Origin of the sequence: Baaleninema simplex PCC 7105 (assembly GCF_000332355.1) — a bacterium.
In the GTDB taxonomy this organism is placed as follows: Bacteria; Cyanobacteriota; Cyanobacteriia; order Cyanobacteriales; family Geitlerinemataceae; genus Baaleninema; species Baaleninema simplex.
Genome location: NZ_KB235958.1, coordinates 3,850,797 through 3,872,516, shown reverse-complemented (window position 1 = coordinate 3,872,516; position 21,720 = coordinate 3,850,797). Strand labels below are relative to the sequence as shown.

Annotated in this window: 19 protein-coding genes; 9 read left to right on the top strand and 10 right to left on the bottom strand. The window is 53.6% G+C overall.

The features are described 5' to 3' along the window. Positions 1–7 precede the first annotated feature (7 nt). Complete coding sequence (gene glgB / locus GEI7105_RS0119610; protein ID WP_017662135.1) at positions 8–2,266, top strand: 1,4-alpha-glucan branching protein GlgB; 2,259 nt, start codon at positions 8–10, stop codon at positions 2,264–2,266. A 428-nt stretch (positions 2,267–2,694) separates the two neighbouring features. Next, positions 2,695–5,211 (top strand): glucosylglycerol hydrolase, encoded by a 2,517-nt coding sequence (gene gghA / locus GEI7105_RS0119605; RefSeq protein WP_026097801.1) that lies wholly within the window; start codon positions 2,695–2,697, stop codon positions 5,209–5,211. Between the two features lie 29 nt (positions 5,212–5,240). Here gghA and GEI7105_RS0119600 read toward each other — a convergent pair whose 3' ends face one another. Together GEI7105_RS0119600 and GEI7105_RS33715 are read right to left on the bottom strand one after the other, a co-directional pair. Then, positions 5,241–6,377, bottom strand: a complete 1,137-nt coding sequence (locus GEI7105_RS0119600; protein ID WP_017662133.1) for an ABC transporter ATP-binding protein — start codon at positions 6,375–6,377, stop codon at positions 5,241–5,243. Positions 6,378–6,624: 247 nt separating this feature from the next. Continuing rightward, positions 6,625–7,305: a GUN4 domain-containing protein gene (locus GEI7105_RS33715; RefSeq protein ID WP_083862425.1), complete on the bottom strand. Its 681-nt coding sequence runs from the start codon at positions 7,303–7,305 to the stop codon at positions 6,625–6,627. A gap of 140 nt (positions 7,306–7,445) precedes the next feature. On the opposite strand from GEI7105_RS33715, the gene GEI7105_RS0119590 reads away from it, so the two are divergent. After that, entirely contained in the window at positions 7,446–8,843 is a 1,398-nt protein-coding gene (locus GEI7105_RS0119590; RefSeq protein WP_017662131.1) for an RNA-guided endonuclease InsQ/TnpB family protein, read from the top strand. Positions 8,844–9,036: 193 nt separating this feature from the next. Here GEI7105_RS0119590 and fba read toward each other — a convergent pair whose 3' ends face one another. From fba to GEI7105_RS0119565, 4 genes are all read right to left on the bottom strand, one after another. Continuing rightward, positions 9,037–10,116: a class II fructose-bisphosphate aldolase gene (fba, locus tag GEI7105_RS0119585; RefSeq protein ID WP_017662130.1), complete on the bottom strand. Its 1,080-nt coding sequence runs from the start codon at positions 10,114–10,116 to the stop codon at positions 9,037–9,039. Positions 10,117–10,511: 395 nt separating this feature from the next. Continuing rightward, entirely contained in the window at positions 10,512–11,261 is a 750-nt protein-coding gene (locus GEI7105_RS0119575; RefSeq protein WP_017662128.1) for a DUF561 domain-containing protein, read from the bottom strand. Between the two features lie 105 nt (positions 11,262–11,366). Further along, on the bottom strand, positions 11,367–13,667 hold the full coding sequence (locus tag GEI7105_RS0119570) for a transglycosylase domain-containing protein (protein ID WP_017662127.1): 2,301 nt from the start codon (positions 13,665–13,667) through the stop codon (positions 11,367–11,369). 141 nt (positions 13,668–13,808) lie between these two features. After that, complete coding sequence (locus GEI7105_RS0119565) at positions 13,809–14,030, bottom strand: YlcI/YnfO family protein (RefSeq protein ID WP_026097800.1); 222 nt, start codon at positions 14,028–14,030, stop codon at positions 13,809–13,811. A gap of 783 nt (positions 14,031–14,813) precedes the next feature. Here GEI7105_RS0119565 and rpaB point away from each other — a divergent pair. Continuing rightward, on the top strand, positions 14,814–15,551 hold the full coding sequence (rpaB, locus tag GEI7105_RS0119555; RefSeq protein ID WP_026097799.1) for a response regulator transcription factor RpaB: 738 nt from the start codon (positions 14,814–14,816) through the stop codon (positions 15,549–15,551). A gap of 75 nt (positions 15,552–15,626) precedes the next feature. Here rpaB and lspA read toward each other — a convergent pair whose 3' ends face one another. Next, entirely contained in the window at positions 15,627–16,103 is a 477-nt protein-coding gene (gene lspA, locus GEI7105_RS0119550) for a signal peptidase II (protein ID WP_017662123.1), read from the bottom strand. A gap of 104 nt (positions 16,104–16,207) precedes the next feature. Between lspA and GEI7105_RS38650 the strand changes: the two genes are divergently transcribed. Then, complete coding sequence (locus GEI7105_RS38650) at positions 16,208–16,348, top strand: hypothetical protein (protein WP_158413233.1); 141 nt, start codon at positions 16,208–16,210, stop codon at positions 16,346–16,348. 123 nt (positions 16,349–16,471) lie between these two features. Here GEI7105_RS38650 and pyrR read toward each other — a convergent pair whose 3' ends face one another. Together pyrR and GEI7105_RS0119540 are read right to left on the bottom strand one after the other, a co-directional pair. After that, positions 16,472–17,026 carry a bifunctional pyr operon transcriptional regulator/uracil phosphoribosyltransferase PyrR gene (gene pyrR, locus GEI7105_RS0119545; protein ID WP_017662122.1) on the bottom strand — a complete coding sequence of 185 codons (555 nt, stop codon included), beginning with the start codon at positions 17,024–17,026 and terminating at the stop codon, positions 16,472–16,474. A gap of 28 nt (positions 17,027–17,054) precedes the next feature. After that, positions 17,055–17,498, bottom strand: coding sequence for an Rrf2 family transcriptional regulator (locus GEI7105_RS0119540; protein WP_017662121.1), 444 nt, complete (start codon positions 17,496–17,498; stop codon positions 17,055–17,057). 326 nt (positions 17,499–17,824) lie between these two features. Between GEI7105_RS0119540 and GEI7105_RS0119535 the strand changes: the two genes are divergently transcribed. Then, positions 17,825–18,211, top strand: coding sequence for an AbrB/MazE/SpoVT family DNA-binding domain-containing protein (locus tag GEI7105_RS0119535; RefSeq protein ID WP_017662120.1), 387 nt, complete (start codon positions 17,825–17,827; stop codon positions 18,209–18,211). 382 nt (positions 18,212–18,593) lie between these two features. On the opposite strand, the gene GEI7105_RS0119525 is transcribed toward GEI7105_RS0119535, so the two are convergent. Beyond that, positions 18,594–18,800, bottom strand: a complete 207-nt coding sequence (locus tag GEI7105_RS0119525) for a hypothetical protein (RefSeq protein ID WP_017662118.1) — start codon at positions 18,798–18,800, stop codon at positions 18,594–18,596. 2 nt (positions 18,801–18,802) lie between these two features. On the opposite strand from GEI7105_RS0119525, the gene GEI7105_RS0119520 reads away from it, so the two are divergent. Genes GEI7105_RS0119520 through GEI7105_RS0119510 form a run of 3 tightly spaced genes read left to right on the top strand, consistent with a single transcriptional unit; the run spans position 18,803 to position 21,646 of the window. Beyond that, on the top strand, positions 18,803–19,705 hold the full coding sequence (locus tag GEI7105_RS0119520; protein ID WP_026097798.1) for an MBL fold metallo-hydrolase: 903 nt from the start codon (positions 18,803–18,805) through the stop codon (positions 19,703–19,705). Positions 19,706–19,762: 57 nt separating this feature from the next. After that, positions 19,763–20,830 carry a bifunctional riboflavin kinase/FAD synthetase gene (locus tag GEI7105_RS0119515; protein ID WP_017662116.1) on the top strand — a complete coding sequence of 356 codons (1,068 nt, stop codon included), beginning with the start codon at positions 19,763–19,765 and terminating at the stop codon, positions 20,828–20,830. A gap of 57 nt (positions 20,831–20,887) precedes the next feature. Continuing rightward, a complete protein-coding gene (locus tag GEI7105_RS0119510) occupies positions 20,888–21,646 on the top strand; it encodes a TIGR03943 family putative permease subunit (protein ID WP_017662115.1) in 759 nt (252 codons plus the stop codon). The last annotated feature ends 74 nt before the right edge of the window (positions 21,647–21,720 follow it).

Below are 21,720 nucleotides of genomic sequence, written 5' to 3'. Positions count from 1 at the left end.
TTCCTTTATGACCTCCATTGCCACCGAACAGATCGATCGCATTGCCAACAACCAACATCACAACCCCTTTGAAATCCTCGGATCGCACAAAATCTCAGACAACGGAAAAAGCCAGTGGGTCGTCCGGGCCTATCTGCCCAAAGCCGAAGCCGCCTGGGTGGTTCGTCCCGAAGAACGGCAAGAATACCCCATGAAAGCCGTTCACCACCCCAACTTTTTCGAGTGTGCGATCGACGTTCCCGAACTGAAGAACTACCAACTCAAAGTCAGAGAAGGCGATCGCGAACGAGTGTTTTACGACCCCTATGCCTTTCGATCGCCTCGATTTACCGACTTTGACTTTTTCCTGTTTGGCGAAGGGAACCACCACCGCATTTACGAAAAACTCGGGGCGCACTTAGACAGCGTAGACGGCATCGCGGGTGTATACTTCGCCGTTTGGGCCCCCAACGCCCGCAACGTCTCCGTCGTGGGCGACTTCAACAACTGGGACGGCCGCGAACACCAAATGCGCCTGACGCAAAACGGCATCTGGGAACTGTTCGTTCCCGAACTGAAGCCGGGAACCCTCTACAAATACGAAATCAAAAATCCCCAGGGTCACATTTACCTCAAATCCGATCCTTACGGATTCGATCGCGAAGTGCGACCCGACACCGCCTCCGTCGTCGCCGACTTAGATACCTACCAATGGGGCGATCGCGACTGGCTAGAACAACGACGTCACAGCGACCCTCACGATCTCCCCGTTTCCATCTACGAAATGCACGCCGGATCGTGGTTGCATACCCGTGCAGACGATCCCCCCGAAAGCGGAAAAGTCGTCCGCGTCTCCCAAAAACCCGAAGGTCGCTTTTTGACCTATCGCGAACTGGGCGATCGCCTGATTCCCTATATCAAAGAACTCGGCTACACCCACATCGAACTGATGCCCGTCGCCGAACATCCCTTCGATGGATCTTGGGGATACCAAGTCACCGGGTACTTCTCCCCCTCCTCCCGCTACGGAAGTCCCGAAGACTTCATGTATTTTGTAGACCAGTGCCACCAAAACGACATCGGCGTCATCGTCGATTGGGTTCCCGGTCACTTCCCCAAAGACGACCACGGCTTAGCCTTCTTCGACGGAACACACCTCTACGAACACGCCGATCCCCGTCAAGGCGAACATCAAGAATGGGGAACTTACGTGTTCAACTACGGCCGCAACGAAGTCCGCAACTTCCTCGTTTCCAACGCCCTGTTTTGGTTTGACAAGTACCACATCGACGGAATTCGCGTCGATGCCGTCGCCTCGATGTTGTATCTCGACTACAACCGCAAAGATGGCGAGTGGATACCCAACAAATACGGTGGGAACGAGAACTTAGAAGCTGCGGATTTTCTACGCCAACTCAACTATTTAATTTTCGGCTACTACCCCGGAATTCTGTCGATCGCCGAAGAATCGACCGCCTGGCCGTTAGTGTCGCGTCCCACGTATCTCGGCGGCTTGGGCTTTAACTTCAAATGGAACATGGGCTGGATGCACGATATGCTGGATTACTTCAGCATCGATCCCGTCTATCGCCGCTACCACCACAACCACGTCACCTTTAGTTTGATGTATGCGTTCAGCGAAAACTTCATGCTGGCGTTGTCTCACGACGAAGTGGTTCACGGAAAGGGCAGCCTGTTCGACAAAATGCCGGGGGACGACTGGCAGAAATTCGCGAATTTGCGGTGTTTGTTCGCCTATATGTTTACCCATCCCGGTAAGAAAACCATGTTTATGGGGATGGAGTTCGGACAAGGACGAGAGTGGAACGTTTGGGACGATCTCGATTGGGATTTGTTGAACCACGAACCCCATCAGAAACTCAAACAGTTTTTCTGCGATTTGAATCAGTTGTATCGCAGTCAACCCGCGTTGTACACGCAAGACTTTTCCTTTGAAGGGTTTGAATGGATCGATTGTAACGATGCCGATAACAGTATCGTCTCGTTTTTGCGAAAGGATAAACACACTCAAGAATTCGTCGTGACGGTGTGTAACTTCACGCCCATTCCTAAAGAAAATTACTGGGTTGGCGTTCCTCAACCGGGATTTTACGACGAAATTTTCAACAGCGACGCGGAAAATTACGGCGGCAGCAATATGGGTAATATGGGCGGTAAATGGTCGACTCACTGGTCGAATCCTAAATGGAAATTCGCCTTAGATTTGTGTTTGCCACCGTTGAGCGTAGTGGTGTTTAAATACAATCCCCAGAAATCGCAACGGTAACGATTTGACACGCCAAAACTGTAGGTTGAGCGTGCAAAATTCAATCTACAGTTTTTGATTTTGCCGATCGACGAGTGACTAAAAAATAACGCGCCTTCCATGATGGGGGCGGGTGACTCTCAAAAATGTAAATTCATCGGATACGAGCTGACCTACTCGATAGTGCTACGCACCGATCGACGCTTTCCGAGCGGCTGTTGGGTTCCACTCCGTTCCACCCGTGGACGGCAGCGTTGCCGAAGTCCAACCTCCCCAGAGCTTCGTGTTTCTACATCCATTGAGATGCACCCATAGGGACGGTGTGTTCCAGCAAGTTCAAATTTTTGAAAAACCCGACCATCGATCGCCTCCAAAACATAGATTATCCTTTTGGATTGGATCGATCGCGGTATTTCGAGATGGAATTTTTTAAAAGGAGAGAAATTCTAATGGTTGCGACAGTAAACACTGCATCAAAAATCAAACTGGTTGAAGAAGAAACACAAAAATTACTCGACTGGGCAGAATCCGTCGAAAATTCTGACGAAACCCTGTTTCACAAAGCCCAAACCCTGGCGACGAAATTAGGAGCATGGTATCGTTCCGACGGACTGACTGAAATCGGGTTTTGGGTTCCCGAATTGAGTCCCGGTGAAATCCAACCGAAAAACATTTACCTGGAAATCTTCACTCCCCTCGATCCCATTAATCCCTTTTCGGACTTGCAAACCGTCAAATTCCGTCGCGAGTACGTCAACCTCGAACGTCAAGGAGAGTATATGTGGGGCGTGTTGACGGGAATGCAACCGGGAACGAAAGAGCGATTCGGGTCGTTGTATTGGTTGCGATATCTCGACTACGACAACGAAATTCGCACCATCGGAGATTTTCTCGCCGATTCCCTCCCTTACGGCGTGTACGCCCCAGCAGAACTGTACGATCGCGATCGCCTGCAACAAGAACGGGAAGATTTACGGTATTTTCACAACTTCGCCAGCGAAGACGGAACCCCCGTTCGCGTCAAATCGCCCCAAAACATCCTGCAACTGCACGTTAACACCGCTTCTCCAGAAGGGTCTTTAGCGGGGCTGACGCGGCTGTTCCAGCGGATTTCCGACAAACTCGCCAAGGGGGAAGATCTGACCCCCGCCGAACAGAATTACGTGGGGTACGAGGCGGTACAACTGTTACCCATCGAGCCGACGGTCGAATATTTGGGCGATCGCGACCATGGGAAAGGCTTTTTTCTCTGCGACGAAGAAGATCGCTTGAAAATGGACCCTGACAGCGAAGCGATCGAATACGAAACCGACGAAATCGTCGTCACCCTCAAAAAACCCGATACAGAAAACTGGGGATACGACATCGTGATTTTCGGCATGGCGGCCACCAATCCCGCCGTTCTCGAAACCCAGCGTCCCGACGAAGTGGTGGAATTCGTCTCCACCTTGCACAACTTCCACAGCGGCCCGATTCAAGTCATCTACGATATCGTCTACGGCCATGCCGACAACCAGGCGTTGAACCTCCTCAACGGACGATTTCTCAAAGGTCCGAATATGTACGGCCAGGACGTGAACCATCAAAACCCCGTGGTTCGCGCCATTTTACTCGAAATGCAGCGACGCAAAGCCAACACCGGTATCGACGGTATCCGCGTCGATGGGGCGCAGGATTTTAAATATTTCAACCCTATGTCCGGCCGCGTCGAATACGACGATGTCTATTTACAGGAAATGGCACGGGTTCCCCAGGAAATCGGCGACAGTTGCCGCTATCCCTTCGCCATTTTCGAGGACGGACGACCCTGGCCCGCCGAAGGTTGGGAAGAGATTTCCACCTATCGCGACATTGTCGAATTTTTGCCGGAGAGTTTCCAGTGGGGACCGCTGATTTTCGCCCACAACACCCCCAGTCTGACGAAGTTCTGGAGTCGGAAATGGCGTCGCGTCTGCGAGGTGATGCAAGTGGGGGAAAACTGGATTACCGGATGCGGCAACCACGACACCCTACGCCGAGGTACGCAAGTCGATCCCAGTTTGCCCGTGAACTGGAATTTAGGGCAAACGCTGCCAGAGGTGTTGAACAACGCCTACGACAATCCGGCAATTTCTATGTTGGTGTATGGGTTTAGTCCCGGTCTTCCGATGGATTTTATCAACTGTACGATGCGCGCACCTTGGGGCTTTCTCCGCAACACGGACGATCGCTACGGGGTGAAAGTAGTTGCCGAGGAAGCGGGATTTCTCGATTGGCAAGTCGAACCCGAGGTGTACGCCAATGCGGGTATTTTCCCCCGGTTAAAACAGATGGGATTCAGTAAGTTGGGCGAGTTGCGTCAGTTTATGCGGGGACTCCACGACGCGATCGCAGAAACCGACTACGATCTCGATGCGGTGGCGCAGATTTGTCAGCGTCATTTGGGAGCGTTTTCGGAAACGGAGGAGGCGAAAGCCGAAGCGACGGAACGCAAATCGGCGGCAGAGTTGCAAAAACTCAACGTTCCCGATAAGTCACCCATTTTGACCGAGTTAGACGTGGGTAAATTGAAGGATTTTGCCCGTGTGTTCATGGAAGACGCCCACGAAATTTGTAACGTCTGGCTGCACGAAGAGTTTTTGAACCCGGAACAGACGGCGTATAACTTGGCGTTGCGTCAGTTTCGGTTACAGCGTCCGTGGTTGGGACACAATTGCGGCGGACGCGATCGCTTCAACCACATCGACGAAGACACGCGCACGGTGTATTACGGAATGCGAACCGCCCCGGACAACGGGGAACGGGTGGCGATGGTGGTTCATATGGGCGGCGATCCGCTGACGGTGACGTTGGGGGATTGGTTGCAGTTGGATTGGGACGAATCGACGGTGGCGATCGCCTCTCCAGGGGTCGAAATTGAAGACGTGCGATCGTTCGAGTTGCACGACAGTCAAGGGGTCTTGTTGACGTCAAACGCCGGGGCGTAAATTGCGCTATCCCTTTTCGGTCAAAGATCTCACCCCGATTTGACCGAAGAGGGATAAATACCCGACTCGCAACCGACGGCGATCGCGCCAGAACTCAGCGTCGATCGAACCGGCGATGGCGGAAACACCCGCACGGCCGTTTCCGACACTGAAAGCTGAACCCGCGCCCCGACGGGCAATACTGACAGCTCGGAACTACGAGCGTGGAGACATTGACCCGAGGGCATCATCAAACAATAGCGGTGTTCCCGGCCGAGAAACTGTCGGTCGCGAACGGCGATCTTGCCCGTTTCGTCTGGCTTGACGACGATGTCTTCCTCGCGAACCATCACTTCGGCGACATCTGAGGACAATTCTCCGGCCGCCGAAACGTCGAATTCCCCCATTTCGGTTTCCCAATAAGACCCGTTCCGACGCGCTTCGAGAAAGTTCGCCTGAGTCACGAACTCGGCCACGAAGCGAGAGGCCGGTTCGCGATAAATTTCTTCGGGCGTTCCCAGTTGTTCGAGGCGGCCTTGGCGCATCACGCCGATCGTGTCAGAAATGGCCATGGCCTCTTCGCGATCGTGGGTGACGAACACGGCCGTCGTTCCCGTGGCTTTGAGGATGTTACGGATTTCGTTTCGCAGGTACAGCCGCACCTGAACGTCGAGATTGCTCAGGGGTTCGTCGAGTAACATCAACACTGGACGGGGAGCTAAAGCCCGAGCCAGGGCGACTCGCTGTCGTTGACCGCCCGAGAGCTGGTGGGGGTAGCGGTCGTTGAGTCCTTCGAGATCGACAAGGGCGATCGCCTCGCGCACGCGGCGATCGATGTCGCTGGGTTTGAGCTTGAGTTTCTTTAAGCCAAACGCGATGTTATCGGCAATGCTGAGATGGGGAAACAGGGCGAATTCTTGAAAGACCATGCCCAAATTCCGTTTTTCGGGGGGGAGCGATCGCCCTCGACCTGCTACAACTCGTCCGTCGAGAACGATCTGACCGCGATCGAGCATCTCGAATCCTGCCACTAACCGCAGTAACGTTGTTTTTCCACAGCCTGACGGACCGAGTAACGATAGAATTTGGCCTTGATGTAGCGTCAAGTCAATGGCTTCAACAGCAGGAACGGTGGTTTGGGGATATTGCTTGCAAACCCCTTCCAGCTTCAGGATTTCTGAGGTCATAGGCAGTCGAGCGCTTCGGCAGGAGCTTCGCGAACACAACAAATTAAAAATTCTCTCAATTAGGATAGCAACAAGAGGACAAATCTTCCAACAAGTTTTCGTAAAGACTGGTAGCGGTGCCGTTGCAGCCAAAAACCTAGCATTCGGGGCTTCTTGAGGATGTCGAGACAGAGAACTCTGCGATCGCACCCGGTTTGAGTCGGTTGAAATCTAGGACGTTATTGAGACTCAATTTTATTTGGTCTCCTCAGCGGCGATCGCCTCGATCGATTGGAGATTGCGATCGATGCCAATCCTCGCGATCGAACAGAACTTCCATACAGAGCGCCAATCCCACAAATCCGAACGAATCTAGCACCGATTGCCAAACGGCAAACGGGAGATGTCCTGAAGGTGCGTCGCTCGTATAGTTGGCGCGATCGAGATCGAACCACTTGCCCCCACTCACCCACTGCGCGCGGGTTCCGACGGCCGAATATTCGCCGTCCGCTTCGAGATAAAATTGCCGTTGAACGCTCAATCCAAACCGTCCGTCGCTGTAGGTTTGCCACAGGCGATCGAGAGTTCGCAACCGATCGCCCGCGAGAGACTCCCAATCGTCGAGTTCCAAATATCCTCGCTGTTCGGTGCCAGCGCTTCGTAACAACAACCGTAGCGTTTCGCGATCGGCCGCTTCGTACTTCCCCTGACTTAACAAGTCTTCTAAGCGAGTAAAATCGAGCGAGGCTGGGGGAGCGTGAGGCTCAGCTAAAGTCAGTGGCGATGCTTTCTCTAAGGAGGTCGAACCTCGACTCGTCGAGATTTCGTCGACACTGCGACGCGCGAACTCCCGTTCTCGCTTTTGGCGCGATCGCCCCTCGAGATACAGCTTGCTCGTTATCCACACCACACCCAGCGCGATCGCCACCATCACAGCGATCCATTCCATACGGCCTCAATCCCCAAATTTCCTCTAACAGTCTATCCAGATTCTTCGCAGTACTCCAGCCATAGCTGAAAGCTTGGCTGGTGGTGTAGCGAAGCGCGACCGAGGGGAGTAACCTACAAAAGATTTGCTACAGTTTAGATATGCTAAACATGACGTGGGAATTTAAGCTAGAGCCAACTGCGAAGCAGGTTTCAGAGATCGAACACATTCTTGATGTGTGCCGCCATGTCTGGAATTTTGCTCTGCGGGAACGTAAAGACTGGCTAAATTCCCGCAAGTCACCCGTGAATGCGTGCTCGATTCGGCAGGAATCGATCTTGCCAGCAGATGCACCCTTTCCGAACTACCACGTTCAGGCTAAGCGTTTGACCGCTGCCAAGACTGAATACCCCCGATTAAAGACTGTCAACGCTCAGGTTCTTCAGCAAGTCCTTAGAAAACTTGAGGCTTCTTGGGAGTCATGGCGGTTAAAACGTTCGGGTCTTCCACGGTTCAAAAAGCCGAATCGAATGCGGTCGTTGGTCTTCCCCCAGATGCTCAAAAACTGTGTGTCTGATGAGGGTATAAAGCTGCCGCAACTGGGATGGGTTCGGGTTCGGTGGTCGCGGAAAATTCCTGATTTATTTCAGGTTAAGCAAGCTCGAATTGTGCGTAAGGCATCCGGGTACTTTGTTATGCTGAGCCTTCAGGCTGACATCGATATCCCTGACACGATACCTCACGGACATCCGGTAGGGATTGATGTGGGTCTGGAGTACTTTCTTTCAACGTCTGATGGAGAACAGGTCAAGCGACCTCGCTTCTTCAACAATCTGCACCGCAAGCTGAAATCGCTGCAACGCCGATTGAAGAAAAAGCAGAAGGGGTCAGCTAACTGGCTGAAACTCCAGAAGAAGATTGCGAGAGTCCATCAACGGATTGCCGATACACGAAAAGACTGGCATTTCAAGCTGGCTCATCACCTCTGCGACGGCGCAGGGATGATTTTTGTCGAAGATCTCGACTTCCGTATCATGGCTAAGGGAATGTTGGGCAAACACACCCTCGATGCTGGATTGGGTCAATTTGTCAACCAGATTCTTCCCTGGGTGTGCTGGAAGCGTGATGTGTATTACGGCAAGGTGGATGCTCGTGGCACTTCTCAGGAATGTCCCGATTGTGGGGCAGAGGTTCGTAAAGACCTCTCAACTCGAATCCATCACTGCCACAACTGCGGGTCAACAAAGCCCCGTGATGTGGCGAGTGGACAAGTCATCTGTAGCCGTGGGCAACGGCAAATCGAAAATGCCTGTGGAGTCGAGGCGACGGGGGATCGGGTCACTGATTCTAGTTGGCTGGCTGTGAAGCAGGAAATCTTTGGGGCGACCCAAGGAATCTCCCTGCATACCCGGAACGGGTTGCTGGGAGAGGATGTCAAAGGCTGGCTAAAACGGGTGACTGATACTCCCTCCTCCGATCGGCTGGGTTTCGAGAAGTCTTCACCACATCCCCCTACCCCTCTCCCTTCGGGGGATGGAAAAGCTTGTCGCGCTCGTTGAAATTATTGTTTGAGTCCTCGACTCCGCTCAGCGTTGAGTCCGAGCGGAGCCGAAGCGTTGAAATTCGGATTCCGTCTAAAACACCGTTCGCGGCTCACCGATCGCCGCTCGCTGAAAAAGGGGTAGTTCCCAAGGCACTACCCCTACAATCTTGTTCGGTTAACGTCAGACGTGACGCCAGTTAAACAGTCAACTAGGCGGAAACCGCAGACTTGGTTTTCGCAGCCAGTTCGCCGCTGGCATATTTCGCCGCAAATTCATCCAGCGGAATTTGCTCGATCTTCGTGGCGTTGCCAGCCGTGCCGAACGCATCGTAACGCTTCGCGCACACTTGTTTCATGTACTTGATAGAGGGTTTCATGAAGTGGCGAGGATCGAAGTTAGAAGGATCTTTCGCCGCCGCTTCGCGAATTGCCGCCGTGATAGCCAAGCGGTTGTCGGTGTCGATGTTGACTTTGCGAACGCCGCTCTTAATGCCTTTTTGAATTTCTTCGAGAGGCACGCCGTAGGTTTCGGGAATTTGACCGCCGTATTGGTTGATCATATCCAACCACTCTTGCGGCACGGAGGAAGAACCGTGCATGACCAAGTGGGTGTTGGGCAGACGGCTGTGAATTTCTTCAATGCGGCTGATAGCTAAAATTTCACCCGTCGGTTTGCGGGTGAACTTGTAAGCACCGTGGCTGGTACCGATGGCAACTGCCAGAGCGTCAACTTGAGTGCGCTCGACGAATTCCACGGCTTCGTCGGGATCGGTCAACAGTTGCTCGCGGCTGAGAACGCCTTCTGCACCGTGACCGTCTTCTTTATCGCCTTTACCGGTTTCGAGAGAACCGAGGCAGCCCAGCTCGCCTTCAACGCTAACGCCAATCGAGTGAGCTACATCAACGACGGTTTTGGTAACGTTGACGTTGTACTCGAAGCTAGCGGGGGTTTTCGCGTCAGCTTCGAGGGAGCCGTCCATCATCACGCTGGTAAAACCGTTGCGGATGGCAGAGTAGCAGGTGGCGGGGCTGTTGCCGTGGTCTTGGTGCATCACCACGGGGATGTGGGGATAGGTTTCGACTGCCGCCATCACCAAGTGACGCAGGAAGTTTTCACCCGCGTACTTACGCGCACCGCGAGATGCCTGGAGGATCACGGGGCTGTTGGTTTCATCAGCCGCTTGCATGATCGCCAGGATCTGCTCCATATTGTTGACGTTGTACGCCGGGATACCGTAACCGTTTTCTGCCGCGTGGTCGAGCAGCAGGCGCATGGGGACTAACGCCATAAACTTCCTCCTGTTAAATTCCGCTTTCCGAGCTAGCGTTTATCAAACTAGCAAGTTGATTACAACAATATTAAGATAAATTTCATCCGTTGGCGAATAATTACAATATCTCGATCGAAATATCGATCCCGGCCGACCTGGGTTAAAGGAATCTTGCTAAGGGTCGATCGCAAGCCCACAGCAACAGTTAAAGGACTGGCTTCGATTAAAATTCCAAATTTTTTTGATAAAAAACTGCAATCCAACGAAACGATCCCCGTAGGGACGTTGCAGATAACGTCACCACAAGGGATCGATCGAGGGACAGTCGATCGAGGGACAGTCGATCGCAGATCGTGAAGAAGAGAAACCGAACGATCGCGTTTCTGTCTCTTCTATCTCGAAATCTTGACCGTTTAGACCGACAGGCGATCGCGGCTGACCGACGCCAAGGCTTCGCTCAACGCGCGAACGGCGGCGATCGCTTCGAGATCGCTTTCGAGACGGTTGACTGCCGAACCGACGCCGATTCCAGCCGCACCGGCCGCCACGGCCATCGGTGCCGTCACGCTAGAAAGCCCAGAGGCGCACAACACGGGAACCGATACGGCGCGAGAAATTTCAGCCGCCGCGGCCAACGTCGGCGCAGCTTTTTCGATCAGTCCGAGCGTTCCGGCGTGAACGGGTTGGCTGCTGGTGCCGCCTTCGGTTTGGATAATGTCAGCACCGGCTTCGACTAAGGCTTCGGCCAAACGCACCTGTTCGTCGAGCGCCAAAATATGAGGAACCGTCACCGACAGGGTAATTTCGGGGAACAATGCCCGAGTTTCGCGGGTTAGCTGTAGGACTTCGGGCGCTTCAAAGCGGCGTCCTAAAGCGTAAAAAGCATCGTAATTTCCGATTTCGAGGAGGTCGGCGCCAGCCTCGACAGCGGGAACGAATTTTTCCGGTTCTACCGCCGAAACACACACCGGAAGGTCGGTAATGGATTTGGCCGAGCGCACCAAATCCGCGTCGGCGGCGATATCGACAAAGGTAGCACCGCCGAGATGGGCAGCTTTCACCGTGCGGGCGACGCGATCGGCGTCGAAGTTCGTCAGTCCGCTGATGATTTTGAGGGCTTGTCCGCGATCGAAGGCTCGCTGTAGCGTTGCAAGCAAGGTCATAGGGTTTTCGTTGACAACTTACAAATTAACTTGACCTATTTTGACATCGAACGGGATGCGATCGGGCTGCGACGACAGAAACCCCCACGCGATCGCTACTGCGAGCTAATCCAAAACCCGACGCATATAATTGCGCCACAACTGGGCTGCATTGCCGCTGCTGCCATAAGTTCGGCTGTTGTCGTCGTTGCCCAACCAAACCCCCGTCACGATCGCCCGTTCGGGAACGTAACCGATAAACCACAAATCTACGCTGTAATCGGTCGTTCCTGTTTTTCCCGCTTCTCCCAGCCCTAAATAGGCGTTCGCCCCAGTGCCGTTTTCGATAACGCCGCGCAACATATTTGTCATCAATGCCGCTACCTCCGAGGAAATCGCCTGACGCCCGATCGGTTCGTCTTCAGCGTAATCGTAAATGGTGCGACAGGTGCGGAAGTCGTCGCGATCGCTGCAATCGCTGCTATCGAGAATCCGACGGATGGCGTGAGCTTGGTTCCACTGTCCCTCGTTGGCCAAAATTCCGTAAGCCCCGGTCATCTCCAGCAAGTTCACCTCGCTTTGTCCCAATACCAACCCCGGAACCGGATTGAGTTCCGACTCGATACCCATGACCTGCGCCCGATCGACGACGGCCTCGAGTCCCACTTCCCGAGCCACGCGCAACGCTACGGCGTTTTCTGACTGCGCCAAGGCGCGATACATATCGATACTGCCGCTACTGCGCTCGCACCCGCTGTATCCCCGACCCTGCCAAGTCAAGGGAGCGCAAGAAAACTGCGTGCCGGGCGAAATTCCCCGTTCGAGGGCTTCGACGTAAGCGAAGACTTTAAAGGTCGAACCGGGTTGTCGTTGAGCTTGAGTCGCGCGGTTGAACTGGCTGTCTCGATAGCTGACCCCTCCCGTCATGGCGATAATCTCGCCGTTGCGGAAGTCTAGGGAAACTAACGCCCCGGTAGAAAACCCCAGTTGAGCGCCTTCAGTGCGGACGTACTGTTGCAGGCTGTTTTCAGCTTGGGCTTGCATTTGGGGATCGAGTCCCGTTTCGACGATAAAGTTGCCCTCGCGAGCCAGTTCTTCACCGAGCAACCGTTCGAGTTCTACGAAAACGTAATCGTAGAAGTAAGGGGCGACGGTACTTTCGAGAATTTCCCGCGCTCTGGGGTCGATCTCGATGCGCGATCGCCGAGCGCGATCGGCTTCTTCTTGGGAGATCGTCCCCAAGGCTCGCATCCGAGCGATGACGCGATCGCGGTACTGAACGGCGAGATCGTAGTTTTGGATGGGGTTGAAGCGGTTCGGAGCGGGTAGGATTCCCGCTAGGGTGGCCGCTTCGGAGAGGGTAAGGGCGTCGGCAGATTTGCCGAAGTAGAACTGAGCGGCGTCCTCGAACCCGTACAAGTCGATGCCGAGAAAGACTTGGTTGAGATAGGTTAACAGCAGTTTGTCTTTGCTGTAGAAGGTTTCGAGCTTGAGGGCAACGACGGCTTCTCGCAGTTTGCGGCCGGCAGAATCGGCAGTTCCCACGTAGTCGCGATAGAGGTTGCGAGCGAGTTGTTGGGTGAGGGTGCTGGCCCCTTCGCGAATTTCGCCCCCTCGCAGGTTGGTAACGGCCGCTCGGGCGACGCCGATGGGATCGATGCCCAAATGCCAGTAGAAACGGCTGTCTTCGGAAGCGATGACGGCGTCGGGGAGGTAGGGGCCGAAATCGGCGAGCGTGGGATTTTCGGCGTGGCTGGTGCTGTAGGGTTCCCGTAAGGGCTGCTCGCCGTCGCGGGAGTAGACGACGACGGGGCCGGTCACGGAGCGAGGGAGGGGACGCACGGCGAATTTCTGCCATTCGGCGAGAACCCACATCGCGCCGAGGGCACAGATTCCTGTAAAACTGTAGGCACTCCAGCGAAAAGCGCGGGCGTACCAGGGGGGCGGGTTGTGAAATTGAATCTGTACCGCATCGATTAAGTCTGGAGGACCGAGGCTGAGAATATCGCCGTGTTTGAGGGGCAGTTTGCGAATTCGTCGCTTGCGGATGTAGACGCCGTTGGTCGAGTTTTCGTCCCGCAGGACGAAGCGATCGCGGCGGTTTTGGCGATCGCGCGTTAGAGATACGTGCGTTTTGCTGACGAGGGGAGTCGGAACGACGATGTCGCATTGAGAAGACCGCCCGAGTAGGTAGCGATCGCCGAGCAACGGGTACACTTGGGCTTTAGGGACTCGAGCGTCTCGAACCCACAGCTCGGGGACGCGAGCGTTCGGCTTCAGGACCAGTTGCCCGAAGTTCACCTTCGCCTGAAGGTGTCGTGCGACTTGCGTCACCGTTGAGAGGATCGTTCTCGGGGCTTGCGTCGGTGGAGGTTCGGTCTGGGGAGAACGCGCTTGGGGATCGCGAGGAGGTTTGGGAGAAGTCACGATCGTGCTAGACGTGAAAATGGACGGACGTGCGCTATAAGCTACTCGGCGATCGATCGCCGTTCCTGAATTTTATTGCGGTCTTCTGCGTGACCTTATCTTATGGCCGATCGCCCTTCTCTCGCTCGTCGAACGATAGCGCTATCGATCCTCGATCGACTCCCGCTCGAGAAATTTCTGTTCGAGGATGGCGAGTCGCTCCTCAACCTGAGTCAGGCGATCGTGGGACGATGGCAAGCCCAGGTAAGCTCGCAGCGACTGAATGACGATATCGGATTTGGATTCTCCCGTTTCCTGCATTCGCGCGAGAATCGCTTCGTGGATGTCTGGCGGAATTCTCACGCCCAGAAATGGATTTGGCATCGGATTATCTAGCTCACCGCCACGAAGGAGACATGAACAGTCTTGATTTGAAGGTTCCCCTCGATAATTTCGGGGGAGTCGGTCGGCGCGCGGCGCTCCCGTCAACTCACCTCGAGCGAGGCCGGACGCGATCACCGAGTGATAACTCTTGGGCGATCGGAGGATCGAGACCCGAGAGTTCGCGCTCGTCGTTTTTTGGTCTTTTTGAGGACAGTGTGGGCCTGGGTTGACACCACTGTTGCCATAAATCAGGTTGCCCGAACTTGCGTTTGGCAGAGTTCGAGCGAACTCGCGATTTAAAGGATTTTCGCTATTTTCAGCCCCTTTTTATTTTCCTATTACAACCGTTTCTCCTGTTTGGAGAACGATATCGGCGGATTTTCAACCTGAAGGCTGTCGCCATTCTAGCACTGAGAAGATCGATTCTACGATGAGACCTTAACGAGCTTGCAACGGACAGAGTATATATATCATTAATTGCTTTTTGTCAAGTTAAAAAACGTTGTTGATTTTCATTTGTAACGAAACCTGAGAGCAATTGCTCTCAGGTTTAAAAACGCGAAAATCAAACTCAGATATAATTTAAAGCATTACCCTGTAAGGATTTTGAAGGATACGGTCGGAACGAGACTTGACCGAACAACTTTACATAATATAACATTTTGAAAAAAATGTTATCAAAATCCGAACCCAATGTTGACTCATCTGCACGGGAATTCCAGCGTTCGCTTTGTCGAGGGCAGCGATCGCCGGCAGTGTTTCAAGAACGGAAGGAGTGAAGTTTTGAAACGAAACAAAGATAAAATCTTAGTTGTCGATGACGATGCTGCGATCCGTCAAATGCTCCAAGTGCGCTTGTCGATGGCAGGTTACGACGTGGCGACGGTCGGCGACGGTCGCTCGGCGCTCGAGTGCTTTGAGGACGAACGACCCGATCTCATCGTGTTAGACGTGATGCTCCCCGAACTCGATGGTTGTCAGGTCTGTCAACAACTACGGGAGCGATCGCAAGTTCCCATCATCATGCTTTCGGCTCTCTCGCAAATCAAAGACCGAATCGCCGGACTCGAAGCCGGAGCTGACGATTACCTGGTCAAACCCTTCAGTCCCAGAGAACTCGAAGCCCGTATCGCAACGATCCTACGGCGGTTGCGAGATGTGTCTCCCGCCCGCGAGACTCCCCCAGGTACCCTCGAAATCGGTTCTTTGCGGATCGACACCAATCGCCAACAGGTTTACAAAAACAGTCAACGCGTTTGGCTGACCTATACTGAATTCAAACTTCTCGAGCTGCTGTTCGAGCGTGCTGGAGAACCCGTCTCTCGCGCCGAGATTTTAGAAAAGTTGTGGGGGTATCCGCCAAATCGCCAATCGGACTTACGAGCGATCGACGTTTATGTGGCGCGATTGCGAGCCAAAATTGAAGACGATCCGAAAAATCCAGAACTCATTTTGACGATTCGTGGCTTTGGTTACGTCGCGCAACGGTTGACGCAGTATCGCGAACCCATTTCGTTTTAACGCGACTGCATTAGAGATGAGGTGACGAGGAGAGAAATCGATATCGTTCCATCATCAGGTCATCCCATCATCACATTAGCGACTCTCGCGATCGCTCGGCGATCGCAGTGCCACGAGAATCAAGCAAAACATCCCGATGTTAATCGAAACGTCGGCTAAGTTGAACACGGGAAAGTCAATCCAGCGAAAATCGAGAAAATCGATGACTTCTCCCCGAACGAAGCGATCGATCCCGTTTCCCACCGCACCGCCGAGAATACATCCGTACCCGAACTGCTCCCAAAAATTAATACGAGGTCCCCACAGAGCCAGGGCGATCAGCCCCAAGCTCACCAACAGCGACAGCCACTTCAACCATTCGCTCCCCGAAAACAAGCTGAACGCCGCCCCTGTGTTGGTGACGTAAGTAAAGTGGAAAACGCCGGGAACGATGGGAATCGATTGAAACAGCTCGAAGGTTTGGACGACCCAAATTTTCGCGAGTCGATCGGCGATCGTACTCACCACCGCCGCGATCCAAAACAAAGCGTTTTTATATCGTCGCTTGGACATTCAACAATTTTACCCAGTCGGGTAAGGAATTAAGACTCTTGGGAAAACCGCTCCTCACTGTATCAAACATTGGGGACGAGAGAAACGCCAGTACCACAATACAGTTGAAGTCAGCACGACCGACACCGATCGCGCCGGACTTCAACTATCTAGAAGGCGTCGTCAACACGCGGGATAGCGAACGTTCGATTCCGACTTTCGATAACGGATTGGACAAGACGCACGAGAAGACTCCTGTAGAATGACAACGAACCGTCAGAAGAAATGCCGGTATATCGTTTAAAAACGTCCGAAAATGTAGCTCGGAGCGCGCCCGGATTCGCCGCAGTTCGTAACGGAGGGACGAATCGATCGCGCAGACCAACGCTTTAGGTGACGACGTCCTCTTCGTCGAGCGGCTTGAGGAGTTCGACGGTGTCGCGACCGTCCCAATTTTTCAGGTAGACTTTAACTTGTTCCTCTTTCGCCGTCGGTAAAACTTTTCCCGTAAAATCGGGATGGATCGGTAGCTGTCGGTGTCCGCGATCGACTAAAACCGCCAGCGCGATCGCCTCGGGACGACCGTATTCTTGAACGGCGTTGAGGGCGGCGCGAATCGTGCGACCGGTGTAAATGACATCATCGACTAAGATGACGATTTTATCCGTTAGATCGAACGGAATATCCGTTTTTTCTGGCGTTCGCACGCCAATGCGATCGAGGTCGTCTCGGTAAAAGGTAATATCGAGAGCGCCGACAGGAACTGAAACGTTTTCCAGCGCTTCGATTTGGCTGGCTAACATTTGGGCTAGGGGGACACCTCGAGTATGAATCCCCAACAGGACTAATCGATCGGGCTGTCCTGACTTTTCGATGACTTGAGATGCAATGCGGGTCAGGGTTCGACGGATTTCTTCCTCAGAAAGAATTTCCACAATTTTCATAACACGACTGGCCAGTAATCGACATCGGCTAAACGACAAAACTCGTCTGTTCTCCCTGCGCCGCTTGCCAACTGCGAGCGTCGTGGTAGAGATCTTCTAAAGAGATACTGTAAAGTGCTTCTTTAAGCTTTCGGTGCAGTTGGTTCCACAAGACGAACGTGACCCAATCTTCAGCCCTCTCCGCGTCAGGAGTATGATGAGGTAAGGGATCGAGCGTTTCACCGACCGCTTCGAGAATTTGTCCGAGGGAAATTCGATCGGGGCTTCGAGCCAGTTGATATCCTCCTTGCGCGCCCCGTACAGATGTGACTAATCCCGCTTGACGTAAGGCAATGGATAGCTTTTCTAAATAAGGCGCAGGTAAACCTTGCCGTTCGGCGATCGCTTTAACAGAAGTCGGGCGATCGCGGGCGTTGGCACATAAATCTAAGAGAGCTTTGACGCTATAGTGGCCTCGGGTGGTTAACTTCATCGACCTCTCCTAATTTTTATCGGTTCCTCACTCTCCACTACCGGTTTGTTGGGAGTTTGGGGAAAGATTTCAAGCCGATTTGCATCTCAGCACCGACCTCGAGAGTCCCCCGACTCTCGAAACCTCTGAGATCGCCTCTCCCGATTCTATCGCCCCCAGGTAAAGATGGAGTTTCAATCGTCGAGGGATGTTGGAGGATTTGCCGTTGGCGATCCGATCTAAGTTTGCAAAATAAGTTGATACGAAATTAAGAATTTTATTTCAATGAAACTTCAGTTAAGATACAATAGTATCGACAGGTTGTCTATCGTTTTAGAGAGAAGTTAATGAGTAACCCGAGTAACGAACCGTTGACTGGTCAAGCTTTGCTAGAAAAAGTCAAAGAGCTGGGAAACCTCCCGAAAGAGGAAAAGGCTCGACAATGTGGCTATTACACCGTCACAAAAAATAACGTCGAACGAGTCAACATGATGAAGTTCCTCAACGCACTGATCGATGCAGAGGGGATTCAGCTCGACAGCAAACAACCCTCGAACGGACGGGGCGGACGGAGTGCCAGCTATCGCATCAGCGTGCAGTCGAACGGAAACTTACTGATCGGCGCGGCTTACACCAAACAAATGGGTCTTCAACCCGGCGACGAATTCGAGATCTCTTTAGGTCGCAAACACATCCATTTGAAACAAGTCGGCGCAGAAGAAGACGAAGAGTAAGGTCGGATCGCCAGCAACGCGATCGCCCGTAAAATTTCGGCTACCCCAACCCCCGTCTGTTGTCATAAATGCGGGTCAGCTTGCGTTTGAAATCGAGACCCCAGACGTTCGCCCGACTCGATCGCGCGTCAGAGTCGAAGACGGCGAACCTCGTTTCAAACGATCTGACCTTCTGACCTTGAGGGGGGCGACCGTTGACGAGAAGACAGTTGCGAACTTCAACTGCTAAGCTAAACGAATTGAGTCATCTCGTTCGACCTCGACGATTTCCATCTCGAGGTCGGCGGCGATCGCTCGGCTGCGAGATCGTACTGAAGGACAGGCGAACTTGCCAAAAAAGTCGCGATCGAGGTTAGGCTAGTGAAAGAAACGAGGTCGTCCTTCAACGGCAGTTTCCCGACTGCCAGCTCGAAACATTCCCCGTCAGGATGAAAAAGCCGAGCTGTTCGCTGGCGAGGACAGCCGACGCATCGACCCAGCAAGCCGACGGAGCGAGAGCGCCCTTTTCCGTCAGCGCGTTCGCAAAAATCCCAAACCCTAAATCCGACCTAACTTCCGAACCGCTATCGCCAATCGAAGCGAAAAACACCCATGTCTAGCATGCAAGACCAATTCACGGTTCATTTCTGGGGCGTTAGAGGTAGCATTGCCTGTCCTGGCTCCGAAACAGTTCGATACGGTGGAAATACACCTTGCGTTGAAATGCGCGTGGGGAGAAAGCGCCTCATCTTCGACGGAGGAACGGGACTACGGGTGCTAGGTCAGCACCTACTCTCGCAAATGCCCGTCGAAGCCTATATGTTCTTCACCCATTCCCATTGGGATCACATTCAAGGCTTTCCGTTCTTCGTTCCCGCCTTCGTCAAAGGAAACAAATTTCGGATTTACGGAGCAGTCGCACCCAACGGCGCCACGATCGAACAGCGACTCAACGACCAAATGCTCCACCCAAACTTCCCAGTTCCCTTGCAGATTATGGGAGCGCAGTTAGAATTTAACGACCTCGAAATCGGTCAGACGGTCTCCCTCGACTCCGTTACCGTCGAAACCGCCTTACTCAACCATCCCGGCGAAGCCGTCGGCTATCGCGTCAACTGGAACGGCCACGCCGTCGCCTACATTACCGATACCGAACACTACCGAGACCGCCTCGATCCCAACGTCCTCAATCTAGCTCGCAACGCCGACGCGATTATTTACGACGCCACCTACACCGATGAAGAGTACCATTCTCCCACCACGAGTAAAAAAGGTTGGGGACATTCGACGTGGCAAGAAGCCGTAAAAGTCGCCAAAGCCGCCAAGGTCAAACAACTCGTCATTTTTCATCACGACCCTCTTCACAACGACGACTTTCTCGACAACGTCGGTAAACAAGTCAAAGCAGCTTTTCCGAACAGCGTGATGGCTCGCGAGGGGATGACGCTACAAATTGCCTCGCCCCTGGCTGTATTGATGCCCGATTCCTCAGAAGATGCTAAAGTTTCAGTCTAGAGGCCGCACGCACGTCGTGGGTTCGAGATTGCAAGCCTTATTTATCCCATCAAGCCTGTGTGGGTGACTTCTTCTTTAACCACAGTTTTAAAACCAGCAAAAGTCGCACTCGGAAATTTCGACGGCGTCCACCTCGGACACCAGCAAGTGATTCGGGAAGTCCTGCACGACACCACACCAGATGCAGACGTCTCGCTCCGCGATCCGAGTGGCGCGAACCTCGATCGCCCTCGTTCCGTCGACCTCAACTCGAAGGACTCGAAGGTGCGGGGTGGAGGTCGGACTTACACCACAGTCGTAACCTTTAACCCCCATCCCCAGGAGTTTTTCAGCGGTCGCAAGCGGTTGTTACTGACACCCGTACGGGAAAAAGTCGACTATCTCAAAACCCTCGGCGTCGATCAGGTGGTCTTACTTCCGTTCGATCGCGAATTAGTGAATTTGACCCCCGAAGCCTTCGTCGAAAAAATTTTGGTGCGCCATCTCGAGGCGAAGCACGTCAGCGTCGGCGAAAACTTCCGATTCGGACGAAACCGTTCCGGTAGCGTCGTCGATTTGCAAGACTTGGCCGCCGCCTACGGAATTCGGACTAGCATCGTCGGTCTTCGCTGTTTAGAAGACGATCGCATTAGCAGTTCCATCGTGCGTCATGCCTTAGAACTGGGCAATCTCGCCCAAGCGAACCGACTGTTAGGACGACCCTACCGCCTCATCGGAACGGTGGTGAAAGGTCAACAACTCGGGCGTCAGTTGGGTTTCCCCACCGCCAACTTACAACTGCCTCCCGATAAGTTTTTACCCCGTTGGGGCGTTTACAGTACTTGGGTCGAAATCGACAACTGCGAGACGGTCGTTCCCGGCGTCGCGAACTTCGGCTGTCGTCCCACAGTAGCCGGCGATCGCCCCACCGTCGAAGTTCACCTGCTCGACTGGCAGGGAGATTTATACGATCGCACCGTGACGTTACATTTAACGGGTTTCTTGCGTCCCGAACATAAATTCGACTCGATCGACAGCTTGAAAACCCAAATTCAACAGGACTGTGAATCCGCTCGCGAACAACTCGCACAGACGACGTTCGCCGCAGACCGCGATCGACGAACCCCAAGCAGTGAGTACAGTTGACTGTTTCGCGCCAGTCACCTTCTCACCGTCCGTTATCCCGATAAGCCCCAGTAACAGATGCAAACTGCCCCAAAATCCGACCCGAAATGGCTTCTGTGGCTCGACAACCTGGCGATCGCCGCTTGGGGAGTTCTGATCCTGAAATACTGGCTGAACGGGAAACTGCGGATTCTCATCCACCCCGCCTATACCTGGCTGTGTGTCGCCGCCGCGATCGGCTTTCTCCTCGTCGCCACCTGGAAAAGCCTGCAACTGTGGAAACGTCGTCGCCTTCCGATCGTTCCCCAACAACACATCAGCCTGTTTCCCCCCGGTTGGAGTTCCGCCTTACTCCTACTCGCCGCTTTCGCGGGATTGGTCATAACGCCCCGTCCCTTTACCAGCCAAGTCGCCCTCGAACGCGGCGTTACCGATGCCTTAGCCATTACTCGCGTCGAACCCCAGAGTTTCCGAGCCAACCTCAATCCAGAAGATCGATCGATTATCGACTGGACGCGTACCCTGAGCGTGTACCCCGAACCCGACGCCTACGCCGGAGACCCCGTCGATGTCGTGGGTTTCGTCATTCACGCCCCCGACCTCCCCGAAAATTACTTTATCGTGGCGCGATTCACCATCACCTGTTGCGCGGCCGATGCCTATCCCGTCGGTTTACCGGTCAAACTGACGGACGAACGCCAAGCCTACCCTCCCGATACTTGGGTGCGCGTGCGCGGCAAAATCCTCTCAGCAGTCTTACAAGACCGACGACAGGTGGCAATTTTAGCCGAGGCGATCGAATCCGTTCCCGAACCCGAAAATCCCTACAGTTATTGACGAGGAGATAAGGAGATAAGGAGACACTGCGATCTGTTCGCTGTCTTCACTGGTGACTGGTGACTGGCGACTGG